At 54.2% G+C, this 14001-nt stretch carries 13 protein-coding genes; 11 read left to right on the top strand and 2 right to left on the bottom strand.

The window, feature by feature from the left end:
- Nucleotides 1–5 precede the first annotated feature (5 nt).
- The 4 genes from ACR0AJ_RS16660 to ACR0AJ_RS16645 all read left to right on the top strand — a co-directional run bounded on the left by ACR0AJ_RS16660 (nucleotide 6) and on the right by ACR0AJ_RS16645 (nucleotide 4262).
- A complete protein-coding gene (locus ACR0AJ_RS16660; RefSeq protein ID WP_480648303.1) occupies nucleotides 6–881 on the top strand; it encodes an aminotransferase class IV in 876 nt (291 codons plus the stop codon).
- 353 nt (nucleotides 882–1234) lie between these two features.
- Complete coding sequence (locus ACR0AJ_RS16655) at nucleotides 1235–2197, top strand: HlyD family secretion protein (protein ID WP_480648305.1); 963 nt, start codon at nucleotides 1235–1237, stop codon at nucleotides 2195–2197.
- Nucleotides 2194–3120 (top strand): ABC transporter ATP-binding protein, encoded by a 927-nt coding sequence (locus ACR0AJ_RS16650; protein ID WP_480741394.1) that lies wholly within the window; start codon nucleotides 2194–2196, stop codon nucleotides 3118–3120. The genes ACR0AJ_RS16655 and ACR0AJ_RS16650 overlap by 4 nt, the downstream gene beginning before the upstream one ends.
- Nucleotides 3117–4262 (top strand): ABC transporter permease, encoded by a 1146-nt coding sequence (locus ACR0AJ_RS16645; RefSeq protein WP_480741392.1) that lies wholly within the window; start codon nucleotides 3117–3119, stop codon nucleotides 4260–4262. Before ACR0AJ_RS16650 ends, ACR0AJ_RS16645 begins: the two co-directional genes overlap by 4 nt.
- A 318-nt stretch (nucleotides 4263–4580) precedes the next feature.
- Here the strand turns inward: ACR0AJ_RS16645 and ACR0AJ_RS16640 are convergent, their stop codons facing one another.
- Nucleotides 4581–5780, bottom strand: coding sequence for an ROK family transcriptional regulator (locus ACR0AJ_RS16640; RefSeq protein ID WP_480664057.1), 1200 nt, complete (start codon nucleotides 5778–5780; stop codon nucleotides 4581–4583).
- Between the two features lie 231 nt (nucleotides 5781–6011).
- On the opposite strand from ACR0AJ_RS16640, the gene ACR0AJ_RS16635 reads away from it, so the two are divergent.
- The 6 genes from ACR0AJ_RS16635 to ACR0AJ_RS16610 all read left to right on the top strand — a co-directional run bounded on the left by ACR0AJ_RS16635 (nucleotide 6012) and on the right by ACR0AJ_RS16610 (nucleotide 11950).
- Entirely contained in the window at nucleotides 6012–6986 is a 975-nt protein-coding gene (locus tag ACR0AJ_RS16635) for a sugar ABC transporter substrate-binding protein (protein ID WP_254428641.1), read from the top strand.
- Nucleotides 6987–7104: 118 nt separating this feature from the next.
- On the top strand, nucleotides 7105–8175 hold the full coding sequence (locus ACR0AJ_RS16630) for an ABC transporter permease (protein ID WP_480664055.1): 1071 nt from the start codon (nucleotides 7105–7107) through the stop codon (nucleotides 8173–8175).
- Entirely contained in the window at nucleotides 8175–8957 is a 783-nt protein-coding gene (locus ACR0AJ_RS16625) for an ATP-binding cassette domain-containing protein (RefSeq protein ID WP_170351257.1), read from the top strand. The genes ACR0AJ_RS16630 and ACR0AJ_RS16625 overlap by 1 nt, the downstream gene beginning before the upstream one ends.
- The gene (locus tag ACR0AJ_RS16620) at nucleotides 8954–9625 is read left to right on the top strand and encodes a nucleoside/nucleotide kinase family protein (protein WP_170351256.1); all 672 of its coding nucleotides are present in this window, start codon (nucleotides 8954–8956) and stop codon (nucleotides 9623–9625) included. The genes ACR0AJ_RS16625 and ACR0AJ_RS16620 overlap by 4 nt, the downstream gene beginning before the upstream one ends.
- 97 nt (nucleotides 9626–9722) lie before the next feature.
- Nucleotides 9723–10376, top strand: a complete 654-nt coding sequence (gene fsa / locus ACR0AJ_RS16615; protein WP_170351255.1) for a fructose-6-phosphate aldolase — start codon at nucleotides 9723–9725, stop codon at nucleotides 10374–10376.
- A 404-nt stretch (nucleotides 10377–10780) separates the two neighbouring features.
- The gene (locus ACR0AJ_RS16610; protein ID WP_480664053.1) at nucleotides 10781–11950 is read left to right on the top strand and encodes a cupin domain-containing protein; all 1170 of its coding nucleotides are present in this window, start codon (nucleotides 10781–10783) and stop codon (nucleotides 11948–11950) included.
- A gap of 29 nt (nucleotides 11951–11979) precedes the next feature.
- On the opposite strand, the gene ACR0AJ_RS16605 is transcribed toward ACR0AJ_RS16610, so the two are convergent.
- Nucleotides 11980–12870 carry a DMT family transporter gene (locus tag ACR0AJ_RS16605; protein WP_170351253.1) on the bottom strand — a complete coding sequence of 297 codons (891 nt, stop codon included), beginning with the start codon at nucleotides 12868–12870 and terminating at the stop codon, nucleotides 11980–11982.
- A gap of 141 nt (nucleotides 12871–13011) precedes the next feature.
- Between ACR0AJ_RS16605 and ACR0AJ_RS16600 the strand changes: the two genes are divergently transcribed.
- The gene (locus tag ACR0AJ_RS16600; protein WP_480741390.1) at nucleotides 13012–13800 is read left to right on the top strand and encodes a class I SAM-dependent methyltransferase; all 789 of its coding nucleotides are present in this window, start codon (nucleotides 13012–13014) and stop codon (nucleotides 13798–13800) included.
- The last annotated feature ends 201 nt before the right edge of the window (nucleotides 13801–14001 follow it).

Here is a 14001-nt window from a genome sequence, read left to right as displayed (position 1 = left end):
AAAACATGAGCAGAACAGTCTGGCTGAACGGGACATATATGCCCGAGGAAAAAGCGCAATTGCCAATCTTTGATCGGGGCCTGCTGTTTGCTGACGCTGTATATGAAGGCTTTGGCATTCTGGACGGGCAGATCATCGATTTCCATTACCATATGCAGCGTCTGAACCGGTCGTTGGCCGAGTTGGAAATGCGGCCACCGATGAGCGAGGGTGCGTTATATGACGGGCTGATGGGGCTGATTGCGCGCAACGGGGTGGAGGAAGCGTTTCTCTATCTGCACGTCACCCGTGGCGCGCATGATCGCGATTATCTTTACCCCGGCGGCCTGTCACCCAACGTTTTTGCCTTCACCCAGCCGCTGCACGGGGGGCTGGCCGCCGATCCGCCGCAACCTCTGCGACTGGCCAGCGCACCGGATATTCGCTGGGCACGGCGAGATATCAAGACCAGCAACTTGTTAGGTCAGGTTCTGGCGAAAGAAATTGCCCGCAAGGCCGGTGCGGATGAGGCGCTGATGATTGCGCCCGATGGCACAGTGACAGAATGCGGGGCAATGTCGTTTTTCATCGTAAGAAATGGCTGCATCTACGCCCGCCCCCTCAGCCGTGATATTCTGCCAGGGATCACCCGCCAGACCATGCTACGCGTTGCCGACGACCTGGGGCTGAAAGTGGTCGATGCCACCTATACGCTAGACGACGTCTTCAGGGCGGATGAAGCTTTTGCCACTGGCGCTTCCAGCTATGTTCAGCCGGTGCCCGAAGTCGATGGCCGACAAATAGGTGACGGTGAGACGGGCACTGTTACAACCTTGCTGCGCCGCGAATATCTCAAAGCCGTGCGCGCCTCCTTCCGAAACAACCGCGCCAGTCTTCAATAGATAGCAACAGATAGGCGTTCGCGGCCCAGAGTCGACATTCAACCTAATGCCGTGGTGCTGCAGTCGCAGCCATAAAGCCCACCGTTCGCTGCGTGCGCGAAATATCGATGCGTATAAACACACAGTACGCGGGACAAAGTGAGCTTAAAATACGTTGCTCACGCCACGCCCAGCGGTGTCATTGGCCCGAATGAAGTCGAATGCTGCCGCCAGAACATCCAAAACCTCGAAGATTGGCTAGGGTGCCTGCTTGAGTGACGCTGCTGCAGGACGATATATACAAATCGAATTTCCTGATTGTATGATTCAATAACCGGCCCACCTGAATAGCGGCCAGAAACCGGAAGGTAGCCTTGCTGAATTTGACGATTCCCATACCCTTGATATTGGTCGCCGTTTTGCCCGCCGTTCTGGATCGGTGCTCTGGTTCCGACACGAGCGTGGCCCTGGGCGTACTGGCCCGCGACCGGGTGGCTTTGACTGCGACGGCCAGTGAAATCGTTGTCGATTTACCGATCGCCGAAGGAACTGTCGTCAAAGCAGGAGATATTCTGGTTCAACTCGATCCAACATTACAGACTGCCAAGCTCAGCCTGGCACAGGCCGAGCTTCAAAAGGCGCAGGCCACGCTGTTGAAGCTGCAGGTCGGACCGCGGGAAGAAGAGATTGCAATTGCCGAAGCCAAGGTCGCAGGTGCTGTTGCGCGACTGGTTGACGCCGAAGCCATCTATGAAAGAAACGCCAGACTGGTCGAAAACTCGGTCGTCACCGAAGCACAGGTGGCAAATGATCTGGCCTTACGCGATTCTGCGCGTGCCGAGTTGGCCAGCGCTCAGGAATCTTTGAAAGAGCTGCAAAACGGCACCCGTCCCGAAGATATTGCTGTCGCCGAGGCCAACGTACGTGCAGCAGAAGCCACGGTTGCTGCCGAGCAGACCGTGTTGGATGACCTGACAGTTGTTGCGACCCGCGATGGTGTACTGGATTCACTGCCTTGGAATCTGGGCGAGCGGGTAACATCCGGCAGCCCGGTTGTCGTTATGGTCACCGGTCAAACACCCTATGCGCGTGTCTATGTGCCCGAACCGCATCGCGTCAAACTAAAGCCCGGCGATAAACTGAGAGTGCGCATTGACGGACTCTCCGATCCATTGGACGGCGTGATCCGCTGGATCAGCGACGATGCGTCGTTCACGCCATATTACGGACTGAACAAGGATGACCGTACGCGGCTTGTCTATCTCGCCGAAATTGACCTGCCAACCGCATCGCCGGACTTACCCGCCGGAGTGCCTGTGCAGGTTCCCTTACCATGAGCGACATCGTTGTCTCGACGAAAGGCCTGACCCGCCGGTTTGGGGAAAACACAGCGGTCAACAATCTGGACCTTGAGATCAGAACGGGCCAGATCTACGGGTTTCTTGGCCCCAATGGCTGTGGCAAGACCACTACCATGCGCATGTTGACCGGCTTGCTGACCCCTAGCAGCGGAACGATCTCGGTTCTGGGGCAGTCCATGCCCGAAGCGGCGGAACCGTTGAAGAACGAGACTGGGTATATGACCCAGATCTTCTCGTATTATCGCGATTTGACCGTTCTTGAGAATCTGCGGTTCGCGGCTGAAATTTACGGCATTCCGGCTAAATCAGCCGCGGACCGGATTGACGAGTTGCTGCACACCTATGACCTGACAACGAACGTGCATCAGCTAAGCGGCAGCATGAGCGGCGGACAACGGCAGAAACTGGCGCTGGCAGCAACCGTCATGCACCAGCCAAAACTTCTGTTTCTCGACGAACCAACGTCGGCCGTTGATCCCGAAACCCGCCGCACGTTCTGGGAGCAGCTGTTCGATCTGGTCGATCAGGGTGCGACGATGATTGTGTCGACCCATTTCATGGACGAGGCAGAGCGTTGTCACAGGCTGGCGATACTGCAGCACGGCGTAAAAAAGGCGGATGGGTCCCCCCGTCAATTGATGGATGATCTGGACGCCGATGTTGTAGAGGTGGAAGGGCCGGACCTGAGAAAAGTCAAACACGAGCTGGATGGCAAATCCAAAATACTCTCAACGGCTCAGGTCGGCTCGCGGCTGCGCGTGCTGGTCGACAAGTCCGAACCTCGGCCAGTTGATATGCTACGCGCCCGGCTTGATGCGTTTGCGGACCTGTCCCTGACGTCTCAACGTCCAAACCTTGAAGACGTCTTTGTCAGCGCAACGCGGGGGCCGGGACAATGATCTCGCCGCGTCGTATCACAGCCGTTTTGAAGAAAGAGCTGCTGCAGCTGAGGCGAGATCGAATGACCTTTGCCATGGTTGTCATGATACCACTGATCCAACTGCTGCTGTTCGGCTATGCGATAAACACAAATCTGCGTCATGTGCCCGTCGCACTGGTGGATCAATCCCGAACTGAACTGTCGCGCACGCTGGCGCAGATTGTTCAGGCCACGCAGGTCGTAACAATCACCGAGGAGTTGACCAGCCCGCAAGAGGCCGAACGCGCGATCACCGAATCTCGCGTACGCGCCGCTTTAATTATTCCTCAGGATGTGAGCCACCGCCTTGCCCGAAGCCCTTCCGTCGGATTGGGATTGCCCGACGCAACCAACCAGACCAGCAGTCGGCCTGTTGCCCATTGGATCGTGGACGGCTCGGACACGATGGTCGCCAGCGCGATCAAGTCCCTGCGCACGATGCCACTGACCGAGTTGCTCAAGCAACCGCCCAACCGACAGGTGCCTACGTTTGAAGTCACGCTCTATTTCAACCCCGAACAGCGGTCGGCGGTGAACATCGTACCCGGTTTGGTTGGGGTTATCCTGACCATGACAATGATCCTGTTCACCTCGGCCGCTATCGTCCGTGAACGCGAGCGGGGAAATATGGAGATGTTGATCAACACACCGATCAAGTCCATCGAGCTGATGATTGGCAAGATCATACCCTATATCTTCCTGGGGCTGCTGCAGGTCGCAATCATCCTTGGCATCGGGCACGTGTTGTTCGATGTCCCGATCAATGGTGGGTTGGGCGTTCTTCTTGTGGTGACACTGCTGTTTATCATTGCCAGCCTGTCGCTAGGGTTAGTAATTTCAACACTTGCACAGAACCAGCTCCAATCGATGCAGATGACCATTTTTGTCCTGCTGCCCTCGATCCTGATGTCCGGGTTCATGTTCCCCTTCGACGGCATGCCGCGACCTGTCCAAACCATCGCACAAGTCCTGCCGGCCACGCATTTTATGGACATGATCCGCGGCGTGGTCCTGCGAGATGCTTCGCTTTATGAGTTGCGATGGGGGATTCTCTGGATGATCGGGTTTGCAGTATTCGGATTGTTGGCGGCAAGTCTGAGATTCAAGAAACAGTTGGATTGAATTGCGGCCCGTTCCGAACATTCGTCGATTTTGACGTTACAGCATTGCAGCCTCCCGATAGCGGACGGTGCAAACGCCGAAGGTATTGCAAGAGGCCTATCGGCTCAGCAGAAAAAAACGCAGCGCACCCATTCGGGCACACGACGGTTAGCCAAGGAAGATAAAAATCATGGGAAAAGGCGCAACGGCAATCGCTGCCGCCAAAACCAACCCCAGAAATGAAAACCTACGGCTGGCCCCGGCCAGAAAGGCGAGTCCCCCGCCCCCTCCGAAATCCGCGACTCTTTCCTGATTAGGAGTTTTGACGACGAACTGCTGCTACATCCCAGAAAGGCCTGCATTGGTGTTTAGTAGGAACTGGCGAAAAATTGGGCTGCTTGCCGCCCCAATGCCACGGGCGTTTTCTCCGACTGCTGCGGCTTCCACGACCGGAGGGATAAGACCGCGTTTGTCCTGGTTGACCAGATAGCGTCGAACCCTTGCCACCAACTCTTCTCTTACGTCCGGCGGGAACGCCCCGTCGATGAAAATGGCCTCGAAGTCGATGACGGCACAAATTGAAAGAGAGGCCTTGGCCAACTCCTGCGCAGTCGCTCCAATCCACGGCTCGACATACCGTGTGATGCTGGTCCAGTCCTGCGGCTTCTTCCAGAGAATCGCGGGATCGACGCCCCCTTCGATCAGCCTGTCCTCAAGCAGAAACAGTGAGGCGGTGTCGATCAGTTGCTGGCTTTCACCCAATGGACCCGTCGTGCGCATCGCGCCCAAGGCACCAGCATTGCCTTGGTTGCCCTCAAACACGGTGCCGTTCAACGCGACTCCGCCGCCGATCATTGACCCAATGAAGAAATAAAAATAATCGCGATACTCAGCCCCACGACCATATAGATGCTCCGCGTGACACGCTGCGGTCGCGTCGTTGACTACAAAAACCGGCAAGTCGCTGAACTTGGCGACCTCCGAGAAGAAGTTAACGTTTTTCCAGGAACTAAACTTCTTGGCGGCAAGCCCAGACAGGTCGTGCCATTTCCAAAGTTCGAACGGTGTGCCGATTCCAATCCCGCATACGCGATCACGAAGCCTTTGCGGTTCGTGAGCCAGTAGCGTTTCCAAGCCAGAATCCAAAAACCCGAAAACGGCCTCTGGCAACGGATAATCATAGGTTGTGGAAAGTTGGCGGCGCGGCTTGCCTGTAAAGTCGATCAAAAGCAGATCGGCACTGCGTCGCCCTATCTTCATCCCGACTGACAAGATGCCTTCCGGATTTAACTCCATTGGGATCGAGGGCTTCCCAACTCTTCCTCGCAACGGGGCTCCGCGTTTGAGAATCTGGTCTTTTTCGAGCTTGCGCAAAATGATTGAAACGGTCTGTGGAGACAGACCTGTCAACCGCGCAACGTCGGCACCCGCCGTAGGCCCATGCCGTTGTAAAACTGTCAAAATCAGACGTTCGTTGTGGTCTCGAACACCGCTTTGACTTACGCCTCCTGTCAGCATTCTCAGCGCGTCTTTCTCCATAACTCAAAACATAACCACCTTGTTTTACTATGGAAAGACGGTCGATCAAATTAATAAATAAACTTTATTTATTTATTGACAGAGAGACCAGAATCACAGTTTCTTGAATGAGACCTTCATTAGAGGATGAAGGTAGGCCTCGTTGGTACGCCGCTCGGGGCAACAAATATTTCTGGGAGGACAAATATGAGAAATCTATTCAAGATTGCCGCATCTGCGACTGTGCTCACGATGGCAGCGGCCTCTGCTCAGGCAGCCGGAGAAACCGTCTGCCTAATCACGAAGACTGACACCAATCCCTTCTTTGTAAAGATGAAAGAAGGCGCGACGGCCAAGGCTGAAGAGCTTGGCATGACGTTGAAAGCCTTTGCTGGTAAAATTGACGGCGACCACGAAACTCAGGTTCAGGCCATTGAAACTTGCATCTTGGACGGTGCAAAGGGAATTCTACTAACGGCATCGGACACGAGCTCGATTGTTCCAGCGGTCCAACAAGCGCGGGATGCAGGACTTTTGGTTATTGCGCTGGACACACCGCTCAGCCCGATCGATTCAGCTGATGCAACTTTCGCAACGGATAACTACAAGGCCGGACTGTTGATCGGGCAATGGGCAAAGGCCAAAATGGGTGACGCTGCAGCGGACGCAAAAATCGCGACGCTTGATCTGAATGTCAGCCAGCCAACAGTAGACGTTCTGCGCAATCAGGGCTTCCTTGACGGATTCGGAGTGGACTTGGCTGATCCCAATGTTATTGGCGACGAAACGGACGCGCGGCTGGTTGGTAGTGACGTGACCGACGGCAACGAAGAAGGCGGGCGCCGCGCCATGGAAAACCTTCTGGCCAAGGACTCGACGATCAACGTTGTGCATACGATCAATGAACCGGCAGCGGCGGGCGCTTACGAGGCCCTGAAATCCATTGGACGTGAAAACGATGTTCTGATCGTTTCAGTCGATGGCGGGTGTCCCGGCGTACAAAACGTTCAGGCCGGTGTAATCGGCGCCACAAGCCAGCAATACCCCTTGCTGATGGCTTCGCTTGGTGTTGAAGCCGTAAAGAAATGGGCAGACGAAGGCGTGAAGCCTGAAAACACACCTGGAAAAGACTTCTATGATACCGGTGTGGCGCTGATTACTGATCAACCCGCCGATGGTGTTGAATCGATTTCAGTCGCAGAGGGCCTGGAACTCTGCTGGGGCTAAGTACAAGCCCATTTGGAGAGGCGCTCATATGAGCGCCTCTCCATTGCTTTAACCAGCAATCCGATACTTCCTGTAAACTGATCTCGTGACCCCAATGCAAGCCACGAAAGGGTGAGATATGTCTGAAACAAACCAAGGCACCCCGGAATTTGAAACCGCAGCAAGCAGGGCGGAAACCGTCGCGGAGTTTGAGGATCACCGGCGCGGCGCACTGGGGAAGTTGCAGCACCTTCTCCATGTCAACCCGTCCTTTGTGCCACTTATTGTCTTAGTCGGAGCGATGTTGGTTTTTGGGCTGCTATTGGGTTCAAAATTTTTCTCGCCTTTCGCTATGACCTTGATCCTTCAACAGGTTCAGATCGTCGGCATCGTGGCAGCAGCACAGAGCCTTGTTATTCTGACCGCTGGCATCGATCTGAGCGTCGGTGCGATCATGGTTTTTTCTTCAGTTATCATGGGTCAGTTCACCTTCCGATATGGCATTCCTGTGCCATTAGCCGTCATGTGCGGTCTGGCTGTCGGAACGATGATCGGAGCCCTCAACGGTTGGCTTGTCAGCCGCGTTAAACTCCCCCCTTTTATTGTCACACTTGGAATGTGGCAGATCGTTCTGGCAACCAACTTCCTGTATTCCGCAAACGAGACAATTCGTAGTCAGGACATAGAGGCAAACGCCCCCTTCCTTCAGTTTTTCGGCACGAAATTTAGCATCGGTGGGGCGACTTTTACAGTTGGCGTCATATTCATGCTCGTCTTGATTTTTGTGCTGGCCTATGCACTCAAACACACGGCTTGGGGCCGTCATGTCTATGCGGTGGGCGACGATCCAGAAGCGGCCGAACTGTCCGGTGTCAACGTCCACAAGACCTTGATGTCCGTTTATATGCTCTCCGGGCTGATCTGCGCCTTCGCCGGCTGGGCTCTGATCGGCCGCATCGGCTCAGTCTCTCCAACTTCTGGCCAACTGGCCAACATCGAAAGTATCACCGCGGTTGTGATCGGTGGCATCTCACTGTTCGGCGGGCGAGGATCCATTCTGGGATCGTTGTTCGGAGCACTGATCGTTGGCGTGTTTACTCTTGGGCTGAGGCTCTTGGGCGCAGATGCGCAGTGGACCTTCCTGCTCATCGGTCTCCTCATCATCGCAGCGGTCGCAGTCGACCAGTGGATTAGAAAGGTTTCGGGCTAATGTCAGACACAACACCAATCGTCCAAGGCCGCGGAATCGTGAAGCGCTATGGCCACGTCACCGCCATCGACCATTCCGATTTTGAATTGCGTCAGGGAGAAATCCTTGCGGTCATTGGGGACAACGGCGCCGGAAAATCATCCATCGTCAAAGCGATCTGCGGAGCCACGATCCCGGATGAGGGCGAAATCCTCATCGAAGGCAAGAAGGTTAACTTTACCTCTCCGATCGACGCCCGGAACATGGGGATCGAGATCGTCTATCAACAACTTGCCATGTCGCCCGCTCTGTCAATCGCGGACAATATGTTCATGGGTCGTGAGATCCGCAAACAGGGCTTCATGGGGCAATATCTGCGTCAACTTGACCGACCCGCCATGGAAAAGTTCGCCCGTGAAAAACTGACCGAGCTTGGCCTCATGACCGTTCAGTCGATCAATCAAGCGGTTGAGACACTGTCGGGCGGTCAGCGCCAAGGTGTTGCCGTTGCGCGCGCCGCAGCCTTTGCGACCAAGTTCATCATCATGGACGAACCAACGGCTGCACTGGGGGTGAAAGAGAGTCGGAAAGTTCTCGAACTCATCCAGGATGTGCGCGCGCGTGGCATTCCGATCATACTTATCAGCCACAACATGCCGCATGTCTTCGAAGTCGCCGATCGCATCCATGTGCACCGGCTGGGCAAAAGGCTCTGCACAATCGATCCCAAGGACTACACAATGTCCGATGCCGTGGCCTTCATGACTGGTGCCAAAGAGCCCCCGAAAGAGGACGCCGCGTGATCGGGCAGGACATAATGCGCGTTTGCGACCTGATCTCGTCCCGGAGGCAAGTTGGGGTTCGGACGATTGTCGCAATCGCCGGCCCCCCTGCATCCGGCAAGTCGACGCTGGCAGATAACGTTGTGCAATCACTGAATGCACATCAGAGTTCTGCGGTTCCGTTAGCCACGCTGGTACCCATGGACGGCTATCATCTGGACAATCGGGTACTTGAGACGCGTAGTTTGTTGGATAAAAAAGGGACACCAGAAACCTTCGACGGAGTTGGGTTTTGCAAGGCAATCAGAGGACTGCAGTCGGCGCGACATGAGTCCTTTCACCCCAAATTCGACCGCCAAATGGATCTGGCCATTGCAGGCGCGATTGCTGTTCACCCAGAAACTCCGACTATCGTCGTTGAGGGAAACTACCTTCTGATGAATAGCGACCCGTGGAGAACATTGGCAGATGTCTATGCCGCAACAGTATTTGTCAGCCCAACTTTAGAGGAGCTTAAATGCAGGCTGCAACGCCGCTGGATCAAGCATGGCTTTGACCCAAAATCCGCGCTGCAACGCGCCACAACGAATGATCTGCCCAATGCTGAACTTGTCATCAGAGAGAGCAGGAAGGCTGATCTGACATTGAACCATAATTACACCGAATTCGGAATGCGTTACGCGTTTTGATCCGGTTCAACCGACGCAGAAGCGATCCGTTGATACTAACTCGTCCTGGCGTTTTTCAGTGCAATTAACATCATCCCATACACGATGAGGGAAGCTTATGAAGTTCTTCGTGGACACCGCAGAAGTAAACGACATCAAAGACCTGATAGACTTTGGACTACTGGACGGTGTTACCACGAATCCAAGCCTTGTCGCCAAGTCTGGCCGCGATTTCAAAGAGGTCATTGCTGAAATTTGCACTCTGACAGATACGCCCGTATCGGCAGAAGTCGCAGCTTTAGATGCCGCAGGAATGATTGCGGAGGGAGAGTACCTCTCGGCGATCGCAGACAACGTGGTTGTCAAACTGCCGCTGACCTTGGATGGCCTGAGAGCCAGTGCTCATTTCAAGAGGCAGGGTATTAGAACAAACGTCACGCTTTGCTTCACACCCAATCAGGCTCTTTTGGCGGCAAAGGCGGGCGCGACCTATGTATCACCTTTCATTGGCAGATTGGATGACATCAATCTGGACGGAGCCGATCTCATCCGTGATATCCGAAGCATCTTCGACACCTATTGTTTTGAAACTGAAATCATTGCAGCATCCATCAGAAGCCCCAATCATATTACAGAGGCGGCCTTGGCCGGATCAGACATAGCCACGGTCCCCCCGTCCGTTATCCGCAAATTAGTCAGGCATCCGCTAACCGACACCGGCATTGAGCAGTTTCTCAATGATTGGAAGTCGACCGGGCAATCGATTCTGTAATGGAGGGTCATTTTGCCTGAGACAGAAGGCACCGAACACTGAACGGCTGTGTGTCGGGGGACTAAAACCTCAATGACAGGTTACCTTAAGTGATTAGAAAGTCGAGTTGTTCGGGAAATTGCCGGCACTACGCTTCAGTGGTGGCATAAACACAACGGCAACGATCTAAATCTTCAACGTCCGCTTTCTGAAGTGACGGGAGATTTTGGTGCGGCCGCGGCAAAGGTCCACTTCCCGTGCCTTGCGTCATCTAAAGCACAGCTACACAGGTGGTTACACATAGAAGATGAGATGGCACGGGTGTCTCGCTATTCGACCGTGCCAAACAATTTGTGGCAAGTTTAGAGAGCCAAATATCCTGTGTTACACTTTTGAGACTTCTCCCCGAGAATTAGGAGGCCAATATGGTTAGTTCATCCAGGCGAGAATTCTTTAAAGCAGCCGCAGCAACGGGTCTCGGAGGAACTGCTGCGATGCAAGTTTCAGCCGCAGAGTTTCCATCGGGCCCTTTTTGGAACAATGTTCCTGATCCAGAACTTTCCAAGCAAGAGCTTCCAAACTTCAAGTTTGAACTGGAAAAATCCAAAGGGCGTGAAGACGGTGGCAGTTTCGGAAAAGAAGCCACCGTGCGCCAACTTCCGGTTTCAACGGGAATCGCCGGTGTCTCAATGAAACTGGAACCCGGTGTCGCCCGTGAATTGCACTGGCACGCCACTGCTGCGGAATGGGCATTTGTCATGGAGGGGCGATGCCGGACAACAGTCATCAACCCGGCTGGAAAATCCGAAACGAACGATTTTGAACCAGGTGACGTATGGTATTTCCCGCGTGGTTACGGGCATTCGATACAGTGTCTGGGCAACCAGCCCTGCCACTTCATTCTGATATTCGACAATGGGTATTTCTCTGAATTCGGTACATTCAGCATCACGGACTGGATTGGCCACGCGCCGAAAGACCTGTTGTCAAAATCCCTTGGCTTGCCCGCAGCAGCGTTTGATTCTTTTCCCAAGAGCGAAGTTTATTTCGTTCACGGCGACCCGCCGCCGGAAGAACCTGCTTTGCCTCATCAGGGGCATCTGGCAACACCTCGGAATACGCATAAATACAGGCTGCTCGACCAAGAGCCGAATTCTTCTTTCGCAGGCGGTCGAGAATGGCTGGTCAGCCAATCGGAATTCCCCATCTCAACCACGGTAACGGGCGTGGTTTTGGAACTTGAGCCTAAGGGGATGAGGGAGTTCCACTGGCACCCGAACGCGGATGAATGGCAATACGTAATGAGCGGTAGCATCGGAATTACCATATTTGGTGCAAACGGCCGCTTCGCCACAGAATCTCTGAACAAGGGGGATGTGGGATATATTCCTCAGGGTTATGGGCATTCGATTGAAAATGCTGGTGAGGAAAAAGCCCGAATACTGATCGCGTTTAACACCGGTGAGTATCAGGCAATCGACCTTTCAGAATGGATTGCAGGTAATCCCAACTACCTGCTTGCCGCGCATTTTGATCAGAAACTGGATGTTGTCGAAAAGCTCCCGAAGCAGGACGTCTTCATCGCTCCAAGGTAGGTACAAGGCAAACGTACAATGGCGGCATACTAAGACTTGAACTTGCCAATGATCAGCGCCGCGACGATCAGAATAAGCGCAAGGATGTCATTCGCCTGTAGTCGCTCTCCAAGAAACGCAATGCCGATGAAAACGCCAACCAGCGTGATCAGATAACCGGAAAGGGCAGTAAAGGTCGGGCCGGTTCGACCAACCATATAGATGAACAGAACATAGGCTATGCCGCCACAAAAGACGCCTAGGCCTGCCAGCGCTGTTACGCTTTGCCACGACGGGTCCGGCTTCCACGCGGAACTGAGGATCAACGTCAAAACCACCAGTACTGCGGACGCGATCATAAAGACGTTTCGCATCGCAAGAACAGGTGGCACGTTTGACAGATGTTTCATCATGATCAGGCTTGCCGAGAAACTCAGTGCGCCGCCCAGGATCGCCAGTTCACCGATTATGTCCGCCAGCCAGCTGCCTTTGATACTTGGAACGATCAGAACCAGAATCCCTACAAAGCCGACAGCGACACTCAGCGCTGCGATCAAACTCCAATGCTCGTCTTTCACGAAAAACGGGGCCAGTATCAGGGTAAAGATTGGCACTGTGGCAAGGAGGATGGCAGCAATACTGCTGTCGACGTGTTGCTGCCCCCAGGGGATCAGAAAGCACGGCAAGATTGCTTCAGCTACCGCGATTGCACAGTAAAGCGACCAAGGCTGTCTGCCGACTTTTATCGAAGATCCCGCTGAACGTCCGTACATCACAGCGGCGATGATCGTCAGGGTGACAAATCCGATCAGCACCCGCCCGGTCGCCACGACCAACGGCGAAAAACTCTGAATGGCCAGTTCGTTCAGAACAAACTGGGACCCCCAAATCAGACTGATCCCGACCAATAACAGATAGTCGAGGGCAACAGGCCTGTTCATGACGAATGCGCTTTTTCGAACACGTGATTCACCACAAAAACATGAAGTCAACCAATCCTACCACAAGCAGGGAGACCGTGCGCCCGGGTATTAACATGCGTGAATACAGTGTATTTTCTGGATAGATATGGGAGGCACCAGATGTACGAAGATCTATTACCTCACACATTGCCGACTGAGGCCGAGCGGCTTGATCGCATGTCACGTGCGCACGACCCCGATACCTTTGCAACAATTGAAAGACTGAACCTTCCAGCGAATGCGCATTGCCTGGATATAGGTGCCGGGCGCGGAAGCGTCGCGATCTGGCTGGCCGAGACATTGCCCCACGCAAAAGTCATCGCCAGCGATCTGGACGTGTCGTCCGTGAAAGAAAACACCTTACCCAACATAGCCCTGGAGGAGATCGATCTGCGAGCCGATGAGCTTGGTTCAGAATTGTATGACCTGGTTCACTGTCGCGCGGTGTTGTGCTTTTTACCGACCCGAACAGAGGTTTTGTCAGCGATCCTGAAGTCGCTCAAACCCGGCGGCGCATTTGTTGTTACTGAAATGGACTTCAGGCGAGTTGCTTCCGGTCCGAGCCGTTTTTGGGCTACGTTCTGGACCGCGTATCTCGAATTCACCGCATCTCAAGGGTGGAATTTAGAGTTTGGTGCAACGTTGCCGGGCTTTCTTGCCAAAACCGGCTTTACGGAAATTGATGCACGGCACATTCAGCCCATTTTAAATCTCTCCGGAAATACCGCAGGAGCGGCTGAAGCGCAGACCTGGTCACTAACATTGGCAACATTGGCGCCTAAATTGATCGGTGGCGGTTTTATGACCGAAGGCATGCTGACCGAAGCACTTTCGATCATCCGTAACCCCGAAGCTTGGACGGCCGGACCAGGCTTCATGGTCACCAGTGCGCGGCGACCGATGACCTAACCCGAGGGGCAACTTATCCTCAACAAGAAACACTTGTGGATGTCTGCTATTTTGAAGCAAGCGCCATTCGTGCAATATGCAGAAAGTGGTACTTAGGGCTCAAGGCGGCCATCAGAGCCAGTGCAGCATTGCCCCCTGCCCCACATCACACAGGCCTTACGGACGGCCCAATCCGGTCACTCAGTGAGGTGCATAGTTGCT

Source organism: Ruegeria sp. CJ9 (assembly GCF_056536625.1).
This window is presented reverse-complemented; position numbering and strand designations above follow the sequence as displayed.

What these genes read in the sequence shown, in the direction of transcription:
- ACR0AJ_RS16645 (WP_480741392.1), top strand. Translation starts at nt 3,117, where the DNA reads ATGATCTCGCCGCGTCGTATCACAGCCGTTTTGAAGAAAGAGCTGCTG.
- ACR0AJ_RS16660 (WP_480648303.1), top strand. Translation starts at nt 6, where the DNA reads ATGAGCAGAACAGTCTGGCTGAACGGGACATATATGCCCGAGGAAAAA.
- ACR0AJ_RS16605 (WP_170351253.1), bottom strand. Translation starts at nt 12,870, where the DNA reads ATGAACAGGCCTGTTGCCCTCGACTATCTGTTATTGGTCGGGATCAGT.
- ACR0AJ_RS16600 (WP_480741390.1), top strand. Translation starts at nt 13,012, where the DNA reads ATGTACGAAGATCTATTACCTCACACATTGCCGACTGAGGCCGAGCGG.
- ACR0AJ_RS16630 (WP_480664055.1), top strand. Translation starts at nt 7,105, where the DNA reads ATGTCTGAAACAAACCAAGGCACCCCGGAATTTGAAACCGCAGCAAGC.
- ACR0AJ_RS16640 (WP_480664057.1), bottom strand. Translation starts at nt 5,780, where the DNA reads ATGGAGAAAGACGCGCTGAGAATGCTGACAGGAGGCGTAAGTCAAAGC.
- fsa (WP_170351255.1), top strand. Translation starts at nt 9,723, where the DNA reads ATGAAGTTCTTCGTGGACACCGCAGAAGTAAACGACATCAAAGACCTG.
- ACR0AJ_RS16650 (WP_480741394.1), top strand. Translation starts at nt 2,194, where the DNA reads ATGAGCGACATCGTTGTCTCGACGAAAGGCCTGACCCGCCGGTTTGGG.
- ACR0AJ_RS16635 (WP_254428641.1), top strand. Translation starts at nt 6,012, where the DNA reads ATGGCAGCGGCCTCTGCTCAGGCAGCCGGAGAAACCGTCTGCCTAATC.
- ACR0AJ_RS16610 (WP_480664053.1), top strand. Translation starts at nt 10,781, where the DNA reads ATGGTTAGTTCATCCAGGCGAGAATTCTTTAAAGCAGCCGCAGCAACG.
- ACR0AJ_RS16625 (WP_170351257.1), top strand. Translation starts at nt 8,175, where the DNA reads ATGTCAGACACAACACCAATCGTCCAAGGCCGCGGAATCGTGAAGCGC.